Origin of the sequence: Streptomyces sp. NBC_01217 (assembly GCF_035994185.1) — a bacterium.
In the GTDB taxonomy this organism is placed as follows: Bacteria; Actinomycetota; Actinomycetes; order Streptomycetales; family Streptomycetaceae; genus Streptomyces.
In genome coordinates, this window is sequence record NZ_CP108538.1 from 936,884 (window position 1) to 954,061 (window position 17,178).

General features: G+C 71.8%; 13 protein-coding genes. 8 read left to right on the forward strand and 5 right to left on the reverse strand.

The genetic code is table 11. The annotated features are described in order from the left end of the window. Positions 1–78 precede the first annotated feature (78 nt). Entirely contained in the window at positions 79–966 is an 888-nt protein-coding gene (locus OG507_RS03825; RefSeq protein WP_327365697.1) for an ABC transporter substrate-binding protein, read from the reverse strand. Between the two features lie 225 nt (positions 967–1,191). Further along, the gene (locus OG507_RS03830; RefSeq protein ID WP_327365698.1) at positions 1,192–1,818 is read right to left on the reverse strand and encodes a GNAT family N-acetyltransferase; all 627 of its coding nucleotides are present in this window, start codon (positions 1,816–1,818) and stop codon (positions 1,192–1,194) included. Between the two features lie 164 nt (positions 1,819–1,982). Between OG507_RS03830 and OG507_RS03835 the strand changes: the two genes are divergently transcribed. Then, complete coding sequence (locus tag OG507_RS03835; RefSeq protein ID WP_327365699.1) at positions 1,983–2,339, forward strand: YciI family protein; 357 nt, start codon at positions 1,983–1,985, stop codon at positions 2,337–2,339. A gap of 84 nt (positions 2,340–2,423) precedes the next feature. Here OG507_RS03835 and OG507_RS03840 read toward each other — a convergent pair whose 3' ends face one another. Next, entirely contained in the window at positions 2,424–2,741 is a 318-nt protein-coding gene (locus OG507_RS03840) for a cupin (RefSeq protein ID WP_327371855.1), read from the reverse strand. 372 nt (positions 2,742–3,113) lie between these two features. Between OG507_RS03840 and pgm the strand changes: the two genes are divergently transcribed. From pgm to OG507_RS03860, 4 genes are all read left to right on the forward strand, one after another. Further along, complete coding sequence (gene pgm, locus OG507_RS03845; RefSeq protein WP_327371856.1) at positions 3,114–4,754, forward strand: phosphoglucomutase (alpha-D-glucose-1,6-bisphosphate-dependent); 1,641 nt, start codon at positions 3,114–3,116, stop codon at positions 4,752–4,754. A gap of 189 nt (positions 4,755–4,943) precedes the next feature. Next, the gene (locus OG507_RS03850; RefSeq protein ID WP_327365700.1) at positions 4,944–7,292 is read left to right on the forward strand and encodes an FHA domain-containing protein; all 2,349 of its coding nucleotides are present in this window, start codon (positions 4,944–4,946) and stop codon (positions 7,290–7,292) included. 15 nt (positions 7,293–7,307) lie between these two features. Further along, positions 7,308–7,961, forward strand: coding sequence for a hypothetical protein (locus OG507_RS03855; RefSeq protein ID WP_327365701.1), 654 nt, complete (start codon positions 7,308–7,310; stop codon positions 7,959–7,961). Beyond that, positions 7,961–9,004 (forward strand): serine/threonine-protein kinase, encoded by a 1,044-nt coding sequence (locus OG507_RS03860; protein ID WP_327365702.1) that lies wholly within the window; start codon positions 7,961–7,963, stop codon positions 9,002–9,004. Before OG507_RS03855 ends, OG507_RS03860 begins: the two co-directional genes overlap by 1 nt. 9 nt (positions 9,005–9,013) lie before the next feature. Here OG507_RS03860 and OG507_RS03865 read toward each other — a convergent pair whose 3' ends face one another. Then, a complete protein-coding gene (locus tag OG507_RS03865) occupies positions 9,014–10,291 on the reverse strand; it encodes a streptophobe family protein (protein ID WP_327365703.1) in 1,278 nt (425 codons plus the stop codon). 166 nt (positions 10,292–10,457) lie between these two features. Between OG507_RS03865 and OG507_RS03870 the strand changes: the two genes are divergently transcribed. The 3 genes from OG507_RS03870 to OG507_RS03880 all read left to right on the forward strand — a co-directional run bounded on the left by OG507_RS03870 (position 10,458) and on the right by OG507_RS03880 (position 16,176). Continuing rightward, positions 10,458–11,756 carry a DUF6777 domain-containing protein gene (locus OG507_RS03870; RefSeq protein WP_327365704.1) on the forward strand — a complete coding sequence of 433 codons (1,299 nt, stop codon included), beginning with the start codon at positions 10,458–10,460 and terminating at the stop codon, positions 11,754–11,756. Positions 11,757–11,912: 156 nt separating this feature from the next. Then, a complete protein-coding gene (locus OG507_RS03875) occupies positions 11,913–14,000 on the forward strand; it encodes a SpoIIE family protein phosphatase (RefSeq protein ID WP_327365705.1) in 2,088 nt (695 codons plus the stop codon). Further along, a complete protein-coding gene (locus OG507_RS03880; protein WP_327365706.1) occupies positions 13,990–16,176 on the forward strand; it encodes a hypothetical protein in 2,187 nt (728 codons plus the stop codon). Before OG507_RS03875 ends, OG507_RS03880 begins: the two co-directional genes overlap by 11 nt. A gap of 92 nt (positions 16,177–16,268) precedes the next feature. On the opposite strand, the gene OG507_RS03885 is transcribed toward OG507_RS03880, so the two are convergent. Next, positions 16,269–16,862 carry a lamin tail domain-containing protein gene (locus tag OG507_RS03885; protein ID WP_327365707.1) on the reverse strand — a complete coding sequence of 198 codons (594 nt, stop codon included), beginning with the start codon at positions 16,860–16,862 and terminating at the stop codon, positions 16,269–16,271. Between the last annotated feature and the right edge of the window lie 316 nt (positions 16,863–17,178).

The window sequence follows — 17,178 nt, forward strand, 5'->3', positions numbered from 1 at the left end:
AATCGGAGCGGCCGGCGCGATCGGAAGCGTCCGTACGGGGCATCGGCTCACTCCGGCCGCGCCCTCTCTCCTCGTACGTCACCGGAGGCCGGCGGCGGCCTCCAGTCCATCGGCCACGAGTGTCAGGAACCGGGCATGGGCCAGCGAGCTGCAGACCGGCTCCGGGTTCCAGGGCACCACGCGGGCAGTGCGTGCGATCGCCGACCACTCCTCGTTCGTCCGCAGCTCGTCCAGCGGCGTGGCGTTGGCCCGGATGTCGGCGAGCACAACGGCCGGGCGCAGCGCCGCGGCGTCCGCCCAGCCGACCGTGGACCAGTTCGCACCGGGTCCCTCGGCCGGTTCCACGAGGTCGACGCCAAGCTCCGCCAGCACGCGCAGCGCGGGCCACATGCGGGGGCGGGCGAGGTGCGTCCGGTCCTGGCCGGCCGGGGAGAGGGCGACCACCCGGGGCCGGTCCGGTCCGGCGGCGAGCGCGCGCAGCCGGACCCGGGCGGCGTCCAGGTCATGTGTGGCCGCCGCGGGTTCCTCCGCGCCGAGTGAGCGGGCCAGCTGCGCGAACCGGTCGCCGATCTCCGCGAGGGTGCGCGCCTGGCCCACGTCGATGACGACGACCGGCACGTGCTCCTCCAAACGCTTGGCGGTCTCCGGGGCGAGCCCGTAGACATGGCCGCCGCCGTAGCTGACGGCCACGACGAGGTCCGGCTCGCCGCTCAGCAGGGTGTCCACGTCCAGGGTGCTGCCCGCGCCGAGATAGCCGGTCTCGGTCAGCGACAGCGATCCGGTCTTCGCCACGTCCGGCACGGCCTGGTCGTCATGGTCCGAGCCGAATACCACGCTCGGGCGTATCCCGTGGTCCCACAGGGTCGCTCCGGCCTGGACATAGGCGAGCACCCGGGCCGGACGCCGCCCTGCGGTCGACAACTGTCCACGATCGTCGGAGAACTGCCACACGGTCTGCTCCCTCACGTCACACGCCCCTCGCCACCGGCCGCCGCGCCCCTCTTCCGTGCTCGTACACCAGTACCTGCCCATCCGACTTCCGCGACACCCTCCTTTTTCGGCCAGTCCGGCACGGATGGCGCGAAGACGTCTTCGCACGGCCGAGGCCGAACCCTGGGACGCGCGGGACGAGTTGGTGTGCATGGAGCGAACCGTGTGAGTGGGCGCCGTACCGCCGATGGCGGCGGTCCGCTACAGGTCCGCTTCGGTGGTACGCCCCAGATAGGTGACGGGACCGGGGTCCGGGACCTGGATCTCGGCGAAGCCGAGGCGGTCGTAGAAGGCCCTGGCCGGGGTGTTGGCCGTGAGCATGGACAGGTGCACGCCCTCGACCCCCTTGGCACGCAGGGCACCGAGAAACGTGCGCATCAATGCCCTGCCGTACCCCTTGCGCTGCCATGCGGGCAGCAGATCGATGTGCAAGTGGGCCGGATGGGCGGCCAGTTCGGGGAGGATCATCCGCTCCGGGTCGTGCAGGAGGCCGGTCATCTCCTCGCTGGGGGTGCGCGGCGGGCCGTCGAGCGCCGGGAAGCGCTCCTCGACCAACGGCAGCCACTTCTCCCGGAACGCCTCGACGAACCGCGTTGTGTTCGCGGTCCCCAGGATGTAGCCGACCGCCCGGCCCGTACCGTCGTCGATCACGAAGGCCAGATCGGGTTCGAGATACGCGTACGGCGCGGCGAAGATCGTCGGCATCAGCTCCTGGTCCGGGTACAGATGCCGCGAGTCCTGACCGTTGTCGGCCGTCCGGACACAGATGTCCGCGAGGGCCGCACGGTCGCCGGGGTGGTAGGCCCGTGGGCCGGCAGGCGGGGTCACCGTCTCATCCTGCCGACCCTGGGAGCGCTCCCACAAGACTCGGGAAGAATTTCCTCGAACACGACCGTGTTCCGTGTCGATCCGGGCGGCGCCCGTTCGTATAGAGGGTGGGACACCGGCACCGCGCCGGTATCGCACCGGTATCGCAGCCGAGGAGGAACACCATGAGGCACTACCTGCTCAGCGTGGTCACACCGTCCGGGGGCGAGCCGCCCTCCCCCGAGGCGCTGGAACGGATCATGCGGAACGTGGAAGGCTTCCACCAGGAGCTCCAACGGGCCAGGGCCTGGGTGTTCGCAGGCGGACTGAGCTCGCCGGCCACGGCCACCGTCGTGCGGGCCGAGGACGGCGACACGCTGCTCACCGACGGCCCGTACATCGAGGGGAAGGAGTACCTCGGCGGGCTGTGCATCATCAAGGCCCCCGATCAGGACGCCGCCCTCGACTGGGGCCGCAAGGCCGCGCGGGCGATCACGCTGCCCATCGAGGTCCGGCCGTTCGAGGGCGAGGTGGAAGGCTGATGGCCGGTACTTCCGGCCGCTCCGGCCAGGCCGCGGCCGCCGCACCCCCCGGATCCGTTTCCGTCACCGGTCAGTGGTCACTCGTCACTCGTTGACGGCCGTCAGCAGCACCACGGCGTCCTCCAGCGCCAGCAGCCCGTGCCGCTCCTGCGGGATCGGGTGGAGTCCTCCGGCGCTCAGCTCCACATCGCCGGAGGCCGCCGTGAGGCGGACCCTGCCGCGGAGCACCTGGAGCGAGGCCGCGGCAGGAGCGTTGTGCTCGTCGAGGGCTGAGCCCGAGGTGAGGGCGATGACGGTCTGGCGCAGGGGTTCCTCATGCAGCAGGCGGTGAGCACTGCGGCCGTGTGCCGAGCTGCGGGCAACGGCCAGGTGCTCGTCGGCGAGGGCATTCAGATCGTCCATATGCCCACTGTGCCGCAGCCCTCGTCCCCCCGCGATCCTGCGGGGGTCCGCCGCCCGGTTCACCCGGTCGCCCCCGCCCGCTCCCCGGCGGTCATGTCCGCAGCCGGGCCGCCGTGCCTGCGGGAGCCTCCCCTGTCCGTCGAGCGGGCCGCTGGTGAGCAGCGTGCGCGAGCCGTACTCGGCGGCGGCCTCGCGCAGCAGGATGCCACCGGCCGATACGGACGCATTCGGTGTCATCCGGTCTCTTCCCGTTCGGCCGGAACCCGCCACATCCCGGTTGTCCGCGGTGGGGCGGTCGCGGACCGGTGCGGGCCACCCGCGAAAATGGCGGAGGGGAAGATCGTGACGACCGACCGATACGGAGGAGTGCAGATGCCGCACAAACGAGCTGGACAGCCGGCCCGGCCGGAGGATCTCACCGATGTGGCCCGGCTGGTGACCGCGTATTACACGCTGCACCCGGATCCGGCCGAGCCGGACCAGCGGGTGGCGTTCGGCACCTCCGGCCATCGCGGGTCGTCCACGGCCACCGCGTTCAACGAGGACCACATCGCCGCAACCAGCCAGGCCATCAGCGAGTACCGGGCGCGGCAGGGCACGGACGGGCCGCTCTTCCTCGGGGCGGACACCCACGCGCTGTCGGAGCCCGCGCGGGTCACCGCCATCGAGGTGTTCGCCGCCAATGACGTGACCGTGCTCATCGACTCCGCCGACGGCTACACCCCGACCCCTGCGGTGTCGCACGCCATCCTCACCCACAACCGGGGCCGGACCGCGCGGCCCGCCGACGGTGTGGTCGTCACGCCGTCCCACAACCCGCCCGGTGACGGCGGGTTCAAGTACAACCCGCCGAACGGCGGCCCGGCAGGATCGGAGGCCACCGGCTGGATCCAGGAGCGGGCCAACGAGATCATCGCGGCCGGAATGAAAGACGTACGCCGGCTGCCGTACGTACGCGCACGTGCGGCATCGACCACCGGGACGTACGACTTCCTCGGCAGCTATGTGACGGACCTGCCGTCCGTGCTCGACCTGGACGCGATCCGCTCGGCCGGAGTGCGGATCGGCGCCGACCCGTTGGGCGGCGCGTCCCTCGCGTACTGGGGCCGTATCGCCGAACAGCACCGGCTCGATCTGACCGTGGTCAATCCGCTGGCCGACCCCACCTGGCGGTTCATGACGCTGGACTGGGACGGCAGGATCCGGATGGACTGCTCCTCGCCGTATGCGATGGCCTCGCTGATCGGGCAGCGCGACCGCTTTTCGATCGCGACCGGGAACGACGCCGACGCCGACCGGCACGGCATCGTCACCCCCGACGCCGGGCTGATGAACCCCAACCACTACCTCGCCGTGGCGATCGACTACCTCTACGCCCACCGCGAGCAGTGGCCGGCTGCGGCGGGCATCGGCAAGACGCTGGTCTCCTCGGGAATGATCGACCGGGTCGCCGCCGGACTGGGCCGTCAACTGGTCGAGGTACCGGTCGGCTTCAAGTGGTTCGTGGACGGACTGGTCGACGGATCGCTCGGGTTCGGCGGCGAGGAGTCGGCCGGGGCCTCGTTCCTGCGCCGGGACGGATCGGTGTGGACGACCGACAAGGACGGCATCATCCTGGCGCTGCTCGCCTCCGAGATCCTGGCGGTGACGGACAAGTCCCCGTCCGAGCATTACGCGGCGCTCACGGCTCGGTTCGGCGAGCCGGCGTACGCCCGGATCGACGCCCCCGCCGACCGCGAACAGAAGGCGGTCCTCGGGCGTCTTTCTCCCGAACAGGTCTCGGCCGACACCCTGGCCGGTGAACCGGTCACGGCCGTGCTCACCGAGGCGCCCGGCAACGGCGCACCGATCGGCGGCATCAAGGTGACCACCGAGAACGCCTGGTTCGCCGCCCGCCCCTCGGGCACCGAGGACGTCTACAAGATCTACGCCGAATCGTTCCTGGGCACCGACCACCTCAGCCGGGTGCAGGAGGAGGCCAGGGCCGTGGTCTCGGCGGCGCTGGGCGCCTGAGCCCGAACGGAATGCGCAGGGAGTGCGTGCCCCGGGCGCGGCAGCAGACCGTACGGGTTGCGGCGGGAGGCGGCGGTCACCGTGACGGTGAGGGCCGGCTTCCCGTCGCGCCCGGCGCGCACCTCGACGCCGGACCCGGTCCGAAGGACACGTCGGGCACATAACGGCACGTATAGCTAGAATTTGGGCATGGGAGAACGGCCTGTCGCGCCGACTGCGCCCGAACTCGTTCTCGAAACCGACGCGGGACCCACAGTGATGAGTCCGAGCCGGGACTACCACGTCGGGCGCGACCCACTCAGCGACATCGTCATCGACGACGCACGGGTCTCGTGGCACCACGCGGTGCTGCGGCCCGTGGCCGACCACTGGTCGCTCGAGGACGAGGACAGCACGAACGGCACGTACACCGGCGGCACGCGCATCCATGAATCGGGCGTGGGCCCCGGCAGCGTCATCCGCTTCGGTCACCCCGCGAACGGGCCGCGCGCGGTGCTCATCGGGCACGAACGGCCGTCGCCTCCCGCCGCCGAACGCCCGTCCGCCGTCTCCGCGCCCCTGGCGACCGGCGCCTTCCGGCAGCCGACCACCGTGCGTCCGCTGCCCGCCCGTACCGTACGCATCGGCCGCAGCGGCGAGAACGACCTGGTCATGGACGACCTGACCGTCTCGCGCCGGCACGCGGAGCTGCGGAGACGACCGGACGGCACGTACGAGATCGTCGACCTCGGCTCGCACAACGGCACCTTCCTCAACGGCCGGCCGGTGGCCCGCGCCCGGGTCGCACCCGGTGACATCGTCGGCATCGGCCACTCCGCGTTCAGCCTGGTGGGCGACACCCTGCAGGAGTTCGTCGACACCGGTGAGGTCTCGCTCGACGTCCAGGATCTGGCGGTCACCGTGGACCGGGGCCGCAAGACACTCCTCGACCATGTGTCGTTCCCGGTCGGCGAGAAGTGCCTGCTCGCAGTGGTGGGGCCGAGCGGCGCCGGAAAATCCACTCTTCTCAACGCCCTGACCGGGCTCCGTCCCGCCGACGAGGGGACGGTCCTCTACGACGGACGCGATCTCTACCACGACTACGCGGAGCTGCGCCAGCGCATCGGGCTCGTACCGCAGGACGACATCCTGCACTCCCAGCTGACCGTGCGCCGGGCCCTCGGATACGCCGCGGAGCTCCGCTTCCCGCACGACACCGCGAAGTCCGAACGCCGGGCCCGGGTCGCCGAAGTCATCCGCGAACTGGGCCTCGAACAGCGAGCCGACCAGCCGATCCACAGCCTGTCGGGCGGCCAGCGCAAGCGTGTGAGCGTCGCCCTGGAGCTGCTGACCAAGCCGTCGCTGCTCTTTCTCGACGAGCCGACGTCCGGACTCGATCCGGGCATGGACCGCTCCGTCATGCAGATGCTGCGCGGCCTCGCCGACGACGGGCGAACCGTCATCGTCGTCACGCACAGTGTGCTCAGCCTGGAGATGTGCGACCGGCTGCTGGTGCTGGCGCCCGGCGGCCGGATCGCCTACTACGGCCCCGCCGGGGAGGCGCTGGTCTACTTCGGCTTCCAGGAGTGGCCGGAGGCCTTCGAGGCGTTCGAGAACGACCACGAGCGGGAGTGGGCCGCGCAGTACGCCGCGTCCCCGTTCCACCGGCAGTACATCGCAAATGCCACGGCACAGCCCCGGCTTCCGCACGCCGCCGCTGCCCCCGTGGCGCCCCCGCCGAGAACCAGGAGCTGGAGCGCGCAACTGCGGACGCTGGTACGGCGGTACGCGGCCGCGCTGAGCGCCGACCGGACCTTCCTCGCGATCATGATCGCGCTGCCGTTCGTGATGGGCGCGATGACGCGCGCCCTGGCCGGGAGCCGGCTCACCCAGGAGACGGCGATGAACGCGCTGCTCATCCTGTGTGTCGGCGGTGTGCTGACCGGCGCGGCCAATGCCGTAAGGGAACTGGTCAAGGAACGGGTGATCTATCAGCGCGAGCGCGCCGTGGGGCTGTCCAGATCGGCGTATCTGATGTCCAAGGTCGTGGTCCTGGGCACGATCACGGTGCTGCAGGCTGTCGTTCTGACGCTGGTCGGTCTCGTCGGCGTCGATCTCAACGCGCCGGGAGGCAAGGGGGTGCTGCTGCCACCGCTGGTGGAGATCACCCTGACCGTGGCGCTGCTGTCCTTCACCGCGATGATGCTCGGTCTGCTGGTGTCCGCGCTGGTGCGCAAGGAGGAGGTGACCATGCCGCTGCTGGTACTCCTCGCCATCGTCCAGGTCGTCTTCTGCGGTGCGCTGCTGAAGCTGAACGGGGTGCCCGGGATCGAGCAGCTGTCGTGGCTGGTCCCCTCCCGGTGGGCGCTGGGGGCGATGGCGGGGACGATCGGTCTCGGCAGGATCGTGCCGGGCAGGCTGACGGCGGACCCGCTGTTCGCGCACTCCGCGGGCGTGTGGCTGCTCGACATGGGGATGCTGGTGGTGCTCTCGGTCGTCTTCGGATTCGCGGTCGCCCGGCTGCTGCGGCGGCATGAACCCGCGATCATGCGGAAATAGCGGAAGCAGGCGCCGATGGTGACTCCGGAGTTCCGCCCGACCCATGTCGTCCCCCAGGCCGGGATGCCCGCCTGGGAGGCGCCCGACGTGTCCCGCCCCACGGAACCGCTCGACCCGCTGCTCCCGGTGCAGCTCATCGACCGGCGCGGGGACTGGGGGCGGGTCCTGTGCGCCAACGGCTGGTCGGCCTGGGTCGACGGCCGTCTGCTCGTATCCGTACCGCACGGGCCGCCGCCGGCCGCGCAGCCCCTCGCCCGTACGGCGGACCCGCGACCGCTGCTGGCCCGGGTCCAGGAGTCGCTGGCCCGGTACCGGCGCGCCGCGGAGGAACTGGCCGATGAGCGTATCGACGGGGAGACCTTCCGTCGCCGTGCGCAGGGGCTGCGGGTGGGGGTGGTCGTGGACGGCGAGGCGGTGTGGCTGTACGACGCCGAGCACGAGCGCTGGGTGTACTGCGACGGGACGCGGCTGAGCACCTACGCGGCCTCGGCCGGCCCGGGCCGGCCGAGCGGGGCTGCGGTGGACGGGCCGGCGGATGCGGTGGAAGCGGATGCGACGCAGGTCGTCCCACAGGTCGAAGGAGACGAGCAAGCGACACAGGTCGTCCGGCCGGTCGGCGAGTCCGGGCCGCCCGCCGCGCATCCGCCGACCCGGGCAGGTGAGGGGTGATGGCCCGCGAGCCCGCACCACGGCCCCCGGCCGCCGGGCACTCCTCGCCGGACAGCGGACTGCCCGTCGGCAGGCCTTCCGACCTCCTCGGGAAGCAGATCGCGGGCTATGTGGTGGAGAGCGAGATCGGCCGCGGCGGCATGGCGGTGGTCTACCGGGCCCGGGATCTGCGCCTGGACCGCACGGTCGCCCTCAAGCTGCTGGCCCCCGAACTCGCCCGCAACGACACCTTCCGCAAACGGTTCACCCATGAGTCACGGGTGGCGGCCGCGATCGACCACCCGCACATCGTGCCCGTCTTCGAGGCCGGTGAGACCGAGGGCGTCCTCTACATCGCCATGCGCTACGTCGCGGGTCAGGACCTGCGTGCCCGCATCGACCGGGAGGGCCCGCTGCCGATGGACACGGCGGTCCGGATCGCCGCCCAGGTCGCGTCCGCGCTCGACGCCGCCCACGATCACGAGCTGGTGCACCGGGACGTCAAACCCGGCAACATCCTGATCGCGGCGGGCACGGACAGCGACCACCCCGAGCATGTGTACCTGACGGACTTCGGCCTGACGAAGAAGTCGCTGTCGCTGACCGGGTTCACCTCCGTGGGCCAGTTCGTCGGCACGCTCGACTATGTGGCGCCCGAGCAGATCTCCGGCCGTCCGGTGGACGGCCGGTGCGATGTCTACAGCCTGGCCTGTGTCGTCCACGAGACCCTGGCCGGCGGACCGCCGTTCCGGCGCGACGACGACATGGCGCTGCTGTGGGCCCACCAGTTCGACCCGCCCCCGCCTCTGACCGAGCTGCGTCCCGATCTGCCTGCGGCCGTGGACGACGTACTGGCGAAGGCCCTGGCCAAGAGCCCGGACGACCGGTACGACTCCTGTCTGCAGTTCGTGGCCGCCCTTCGCTCCGCCGCCGGGGGCGGTGCGCGGGAGAACCATCCGCCGACCCGGATCGACAACCGGAGCGCCGTACGCTCCCCCGGGTCCGGGCCACCGCCCGGGCCGCCGCGCTGGGCGCTGCCTGTGTTCCCCGGTTTCCGGCAGTAGGTGCGGCGATCAGCCCGGCACCTCTCCGCGCCTGAGGACCCTGGAGGCGAGCAGGCTGCCGAGGAATCCGGTGACCAGTCCCCAGAGGGCGGCCAGAGCGAGTGCGCTGCCCAGGTGCGGGCGGAGGATGACCTCACCGCCCAGGCCGCCGTCCATGTCCCCGATGCCCAGCAGCGACAGTCCGTAGTGCGCGGAGATCCGGGCGGTCAGGCAGATGGTCAGCACGGTGAGGACGAGCGCCACCGCCATGTGCACGGCGTGCTGCCGGGGCGGCATCCGGGCGGGCGAGCGAATCGCCATGAGGAACGCGGCGGACAGGGTCAGGGCCGCGGCGACGACGACCAGCCACCAGGACCGTGCGTCGGCCTCGGCCAGCGTGGTGACGTCGAGGGTGGAGATGTCGGGCGTACGGAGTACGGAGTCGAGCACCTGTGGCACGGGCAGTGCGAACGGGCCATCCGCCTTCCCCTCCCACGACGCCCCGAGCCCCAGCGTGCAGGAAAGCCAGACGAGGTTCGGCAGCCCCAGGAGGATCACGGCGAACGTCTCGGCCGGGTGCCCGCGGGTCGCGGCGGCTACGAGCCCGACGACCAGTCCCAGGACGACGTACGCGAGTAGCAGCGCCACCATGGCGTACGCGGCCGGGCGCACCGGCTCCTGGAAGCGGACCAGCCGGGCCGGGAGCGGCGCCGCCCGTGATACGAGGAGCGCGAGGACGAGGACCCCCGCCAGCCAGATCAGGCCGAGGACGAGGGTGAGGAGGACATCGGCCCGGAAGCCGACCCGGGGGGATGCGTCGAGCACATCACCGATGACCGTGCCGGTCGGGCCGCCGACCGTGACGGCGAACGTCCGGCGGGCGAGCAGCGAGAGGCCGATGAGCACCAGCGCCCAGAGCGTTGCCACCCGGGCGGCCCAGCCCGCCAGTTCGCGGGTGCCCGCGACGGCCCGGTGACGCAGCGGACGCAGGAAGCCCGCGGCGATCACCAGCGTTCCGGCGAGGGTCACCGAGAGCGGCCACGCCGAGAGATCCGCGTGAGTCCGCGCGAGGTCCCCGGCGTCCCCCGCCAGGTCGACCGTGCCGCCCGCCGCCATCACGACGACGGCCGCCACCACGTGCGGGAACGCACCGTCCGGCAGCCCCGACGCGCCGGCCGCCCACAGTCCGAGGGACGCCGTGACGGCCATGGCCACCAGCCCGGCGAGCACGGTGACGAGGGCATCGCCCCAGCCGTGCGAGGCGCTGCATGCCACGCCGCTCCGGTCCCCGGCTCCCTGTTCGCTCACGGGGCCACGCTAGGCACGGCGCCGGGTGCTCCGCCCCTTGGAAGAGCCGGTCGGCGTCGGCTTGCGGGCCTCAGGAGTACGGAGCACACAATGTGCACGTAAGGGAACAATCGGAACTGATCGCCATCGCCCGGCAACCGATCCCCATCGCCCGGAAGAAGAACCCGTGAGTGACGACCGACCCCCGCCGTCCGGCCGCCCCACAGGACCCCCCTCCGGCCCGCTCTCGGGCCCCACGCAGGAGGGACCTGTGCCGCCACCGCCGCACCGTCCCTCCGGCCCGCCGTCCGGACCCCCGGCCGGTGGCAGCTCCGGCGGCATGCACGGGCCCGGCGGACCCGGCGATGCGGCCGCGCAGCCGTCCGGCTCCGGCGGCGGCCCCGGGCGCCCCCGATGGCGGTCGGTGCCTTTGGTGGCGTCGATCACCGCCGTGATCGTGGCCGCGGTGGTGCTGGTCGTCGTCCTCACCCGTCCCGACGGCACATCGGTGGCGGGCGGCGAGGTCTTCCTGCAGGCCGCCGGCTCGGCCGGCCCCGATCCGTACACCCCGTCCACGGCACGGACGAGTTCCGGGGCGACGACACCCACCCCGCTGCCCAGCCCCTCCGCGACCGGGGCGAACGTGGCGCAGGCGGTGCGGGGCTCGACTCCGGGCCTGTACGGCGGCACCCGTGACGTCGCCGGCTGCGACGTGGAGAAGCAGATCGCCGCGCTCACGGCCGATTCCGGCAAGAACGCCGCGTTCGCCTCGGTCCTGGGGATCGCCCCCTCCGGCGTTCCCCGCTATCTGCGCTCGCTGACCCCGGTCCAGCTGAGGCTGGACACCCGGGTCACCAACCACGGGTACCGCGACGGTGCGCCCACCAGCTTCCAGGCCGTGCTCCAGACGGGCACAGCCGTCCTGGTCGACGACCGCGGTGTGCCACGGGTGCGCTGTGCCTGCGGAAACCCGCTGCTCCCGCCGGTCGCGGTGAAGGGCCGTGTGAAGCTGGTGGGCGACGCCTGGCCCGGGTACCGCTCCTCGAACGTCGTGGTGGTGGAGCCCGCGCCGCGGGCGGTGAAGGCGTTCATCCTGTTCGATCCGGAGAACGACGGCTGGTTCAGGCGCGACGCGGGTGACACCGGCAGCCGTGACAAGAAGACCGCACCGCCCGCGAAGACGATCTTCTCGTCCTGCCCGCCGCAGCCCGCGGGCGCGTCCGACGGGCCCTGCCCTTCGACGCCGGACTCGTCCCCGGCTCCGTCGAAGAGTCCGCCGTCCGAACCGTCGCCCGCGACCTCCCCGCCGCCGTCCGCGCCGTCCCCTCCGGCGCCGGCCTCGAAATCACCCTCCGCGTCCACCGAACCGTCGGCCCTGGTTCCCCCGTCCACCGGGGCAGCGGACACGGAACCGGCACCGGAGCCCCCGACACCGCAGTCCGCGCCGGAATCCGTGGCGACGCCCGGCCCGCCGGCGACCACCTAGAAGGGGGTGCGGAGCAGCGCGGGCCGTTGCTCCTGCGTGGTCCCGGCAACGCTTCACTCGTCTGCCACCGACCGATGGCGCAGCCCGCAGCGAGCGTCGACGCTTGTCCCTACCCACCGATTCGCGCGGTGGACGGAGCCTGATGGGGGTGAATCCGTGTCGGACGCCGGTGCACCGGACCCCGCGTCGAAGGCGGTCGACGGCCTGGATGCGGCGCTCCTGGACACGCTGTTCGCCCAGTCGGCGGTGGGCCTGCATGTTCTGGACACGCAGTTGCGGGTGGTGCGGGTCAACCTCCGCGACGACGACACCTCCACGGAGAGCCTGATCGGACGCTACTTCACCGACGCGTACCACTTCGAACGACCGGGCGAGGAGGAGCGTGCCATGCGCAGCGTGCTGGACAGCGGCGTGGCTGTGCACGACCGCGTGATCCGCGGCCGGCTCATGGAAGACCCCGGCCCCGATCGCAGTCTGATGGTCTCCACCTACCGTCTGGACGACACGGAGGGGCACGCTCTCGGGCTGCTGGCCGCCGTCGTCGATGTCAATGAGCAGGAGAAGACCCGCGTCAGGGAGGCCTGTCTCGCCGCGGTACGCACACAGGTGGGCAGGTCCCTCGATGTAGGGGCCACCTGTGAGGGACTCGTCGAGGCCACCGTTCCGGTGTTCGCCGACCTCGCCGTGGTCGAGGTGGTGGATGAGGTCCTGCGCGGTTCGGATCCGCCGCCCGGGCCCCTGGGGCTCAAAGTCCCGCTGCGCCGCGCGGCGGTGCGGGGCCTCGGTGGCGCCGGGCAGCGGGACGCCCTGGTCGGAGAGATGCGCAGGCTGCCCGCCCGTACGCCGTTCGCTCTGGCCGCGTCGGATCTCCGGCCCCGTCTCGTCCAGCTCGGTCCCCGGACGCCGTGGCTCGACGCGGATCCCGACACCGCCCGGCTGATCGCGGCGACCCGGGCCCACTCCTTGATCGTGGTCCCGCTGAAGCTGCACGGGGTGCTGCTCGGTCTGGTGAGTCTCTACCGGTGCCGGGAGACGGAGCCCTACGAGGACCAGGATCTCCCGTTCGCTCTGACGGCGGCTGCGCATGTCTCCCTGAGCATCGACAACGCGCGGCGCTACGAGCGCGACCATGTGATCGCGTCGACGGTCCAGCGCCGTCTCCTCCCCCAGCGCAACGGTGCCCGGATCGCGGTGGAGACGTCGCACGTCCTGCTGCCCGGGCGCAACAGCGGCAGCTGGTTCGACACCATCAGCCTGTCCGGCGCGCGCACCGCCCTGATCATCGGCAATGTCGAGGGCCCCGGCCTCCAGACGGCCATCACCATGGGGCAACTGCGGACCGTCATCCACGCACTGGCCGGTCTCGATCTGGAGCCCGACGAGGTACTGGCCCGGCTGACCGACACCGCAGGACGCCTGGCCGTCGAACGGGCATCGCTGCCGCCCGGCGACCGGCTGCGCAAGGAAGCATCCAGTGCGACCTGCCTGTACGCGGTCTACGACCCGTTCTCCCGTCTGTGCACCCTCGCACGGGCGGGACATCCCACACCGCTCCTCGTCACGCCCGACGGCACCACGACCGTGCTGGACGTACCCGAAGGGCCCTCGCTCTTCTCCACCGACACCTCGCCGTTCGCCACCGCTGTGTACGAGCTCGACGAAGGCAGCGTCCTGGCGTTCTTCACCAGCGCCCTCGTGACCGACGACGCGTCCGCGGAGCGGCTGCGGGAGGCGCTCGCGCAGCCGGGCCGGAGTCTGCAGAACCTGGGCGACGACGTGGTCTACAACCTTCCGGCGGAGAACTGTCCCCAGGGCGCCGCGCTCCTCCTCGCCCGTACCGGCGTCGTCCCGCCCCACCAGGTCGCGACCTGGGAGCTGGCCCACGACCCGACCACGCCCGCCATCGCCCGTACGCTCGTGCGCGACCGGCTGGACGGCTGGAACCTCGACGAGGAGACGGCCGAGGCGGCCGAACTCATCGTGAGCGAACTGATCACCAACGCCGTCCGCTACGGCACCCCTCCGCTGCAGCTGCGGCTGATCCTGGGCCGCTCGCTCACCTGCGAGGTGCACGACAGCAGTCGGGTCACGCCCCATCTGCGCCATGCGCGCACCGTCGACGAGGGCGGACGCGGACTGTTCATCGTCTCCCAGCTCGCCACCCACTGGGGCACCCGGTACAGCAATGACGGCAAGGCCCTGTGGACCGAACAGGAGATCCCGTCCTCGGCCGATGAGCCCTGACCTCGGTGTGCGGCACCCGCTGCGCACGGCCGCGTTCGTCGTGGCGGCCGTGTGCACGCTGGTGATGGCCGTTGCCGCGACAGCGCGCAGCACCGTGGTGTCCCCGTCGTTCTACCAGTCGGTCCTCGACGACGAGGAGGCCTACGACCGGCTCTACGACCAGGTGCTCGTGGATCCCGGGGCATCGGGTGTCACCAGGAATCTCCTCGCACGGCTGCCGGTCCCGGAGGCGGTGGTGACCTCGAACATCAAGGTCGTGCTGGATCCGCAGACGGTCCGGGAGATGACCCACCGGCAGATCGACAGCGTCGTCGGGTATCTCCGCGGCGACCGGAACACCCTGAGGCTGACGGTGGACATCACGCCGGTGGTGGACAACCTCGCCGATCTCGCCCAGATCTACTTCGGTGATCTGGTGGCCTCGCTCCAGCAGAAGCCCGAGCCGGACTTCGCGCGGTTCTCCACCGACCTGGAGCAGGCGCTGGACAGTCTGCTCTCCGGGCAGGTCCCCAGCGGGCTGCCCGCTCTGCCCCTGTCCCCGGGCCAGGCGGCGCAGGCCACCGACGCGCTGTTGCGGGCGGTGCCCGCGGGAAGCCGGGCGGCGCTGCGCCCGGAGGTCTCGGTCGCGCTGGCGCAGGGCGATGTCGCCACAGCGCTGGCGGCCGTGGCCCCGGCAGCGGTCTCGGACCGGACCCGTGCCGCCGCGGCCGGGCTGCGCACCACGGCGGGCGGCGGCACCTGGGACATCACCGAGGCGCTCGCCGCGTCGGGGAACCAGCTGGACTCCATTCACGGGGCCCGCACCTTCACGCACGAGGGACTCGCCCTGGTGGAGGCCATCGCCACCGTGCTGGGTGTCGCCGCCCTGACCGTCCTGTGGTTCGCCGGCCCTGCGGCCTCCGGGCGCAGGCTGATGCTGACGGGCTGGGCACTCGCATCCGGCGCGGTCCTCACCGCTCTGGCCGTACTGGTGGCACGCCTGGCCACCGGCGGACGGGTGATCACCCCGCCGGGTTCCTGGCCGCCGAGCCTGACCCGGCTGGTCGAGGACGTACAGAACACCGCGCTCGACCGGATCGCGCTGACCGCGCTGACGACCGCTCTGATCCCGCTGGTCATCGGGGCGCTCCTGGTGGCAACCGGCTGGGCCATCGGGGTCCGGCCGCGGGCCTCGATCACGGCCCCTCGCGTCCGAGGACTGGCGGCCGGGGCGAGCTGCGCCGCGCTGGCCGGTGTCCTGCTCGTACCGCTGGGCATCAATCGGTCCGTGCCCCGGATCTGCCAGGGCAGCCCGGAGCTGTGCGACCGCGGGTACGACGAGGTGGCATATGTGACCTCGCACAACGCCATGTCGACCACCGCCGACCGCTTCATCGGCCCGCTCCAGGACCCCGACATCACCGCCCAGCTCGACAGCGGGGTCCGGGCACTGCAGATCGACACGTACCACTGGGAGACGCCCGAGGAGATCGCGCAGCGGCTGGACTCCCCCGAGTTCTCGCCCGAGCAGCGCCGGCTGATCACCTCCGCGGTCAATCGGATCAATCCCCCGCGCAAGGGTCTGTGGCTGTGCCATGCGGTGTGCCGGGCGGGTGCGATCGAGCTGGTGCCGGCCCTGGAGGCGATCGGCGCATGGATGCGGTCGCATCCGACGGAGGTCGTGACACTGATCGTTCAGGACGCCATCAGTGGCGAGGACACGGAGCGGGCCTTCCGGAAGGCGGGGTTGCTGGATCTGGTCCACACTCCGGACGCCGACCCCGCGAAGGCGTGGCCGACGCTGGGCGAGATGCTCGACAGCAGCCGGCGCCTCGTGGTCTTCGCCGAGCAGGCCGACGGCCCCGCGCCCTGGTACCGCAGTTTCTACCGTTACGGGATGGAGACGCCGTTCGCGTTCCGGAGCCCGCAGGAGATGGACTGTGTCCCGCACCGCGGCGGCACCGGCAAGCGGCTCTTCCTGCTCAACCACTTCGTCACCGTCGCGGGCGGAAGCAGGATCGACGCGGGCGAGGTCAACGCCCGCGACTGGGTGCTGGACCGTGCGCACCGGTGCGAGCGGCAGCGGGGCGGCCCGGTGAATTTCGTCGCCGTCGACTACACGACGATCGGGGACGTCCGCGGGGCGGTCGACGCGCTCAACGCGGAGCGCCCCGCGCGGCGGCCGGCCGGGCGCTGACAAGGCGGCGCCCCGCGGCCGGGTCGGCCGCGGGGCGCCGCGATCAGGGAGGTGGCGGCCGTTCCGGGGACGGGAAGCGGACGCCGGCCGGGTCAGCCGCGACCGTCGTGGTGGTTGCGGCCGCCTCGGTCGTCGCGGCCCTGGTGGCCGTTGCGACCATCGTGGTCGCGGTCACGGTGGTCACGGTCCCGGTGGTCACGATCGCGGTGGTCACGATCGCGGTCGCGGTCGCGGCCCCAGGACGTCGAGTCGACCCGGTATCCGCGCGCGTCCCTCAGAGTCGCCGTGTCGTTGGCGTCCCAGACGTAGCTGCGGCGGTCCTGGTAGATGTCGCGGCTGGTGTCGCGGCCGATGCCGGTGTGCACACGCACCGAGGAGCGGCCGGCCAGCCACAGATTGAACCGGTAGGTGTTGCGGCTCTCGTCGCTCAGGGTCCAGCCGCGGAGGTTGACGGGGTAGCGGCTGGTGTTGGTGACGGTCACCCATTCGCTGTTGAGGCTGCGGTTGGTGCCGTTGTCGAAACCGGGGCTGTCGTACTGGATCGCGCCCAGGACCACGGCCGAGCGCGGGTAGGACTGGCCGTGACCGCGGTCGTGGTCGGCTGCGGTCGCGGGCAGTGCGGCGGCGGCCACCAGTGCGCCTGAAGCGAGAACGGTAGCGGTGAACCGCCGTGCGGAACGGGACATGAAGACCCCTTTTTGTGCGGGCCCGGACTGTGCGGTCCGAGCGTTGTTCGGTCCCGGCCTGTTGCCGAGAACGCACACTGTGGCCCTTTTGCCCGAGTAACGAAAGTCACCCCGATACGTGTTACGAAGTACGGACATTTCCGTCACACGCATCTGCAATCGGCACACACCCCGACCGTCCGGGTACCTGTCAACCCCTGCCCGTTGCACCCACCCGCGCGACGCCCCGCGGAGGCGGCCCGCGGCGACATCCGGCACCCGGCGCGCACATACGCGCACCCTGCGCGACCGGTCGGGAAACTCCGTAACAGCCACC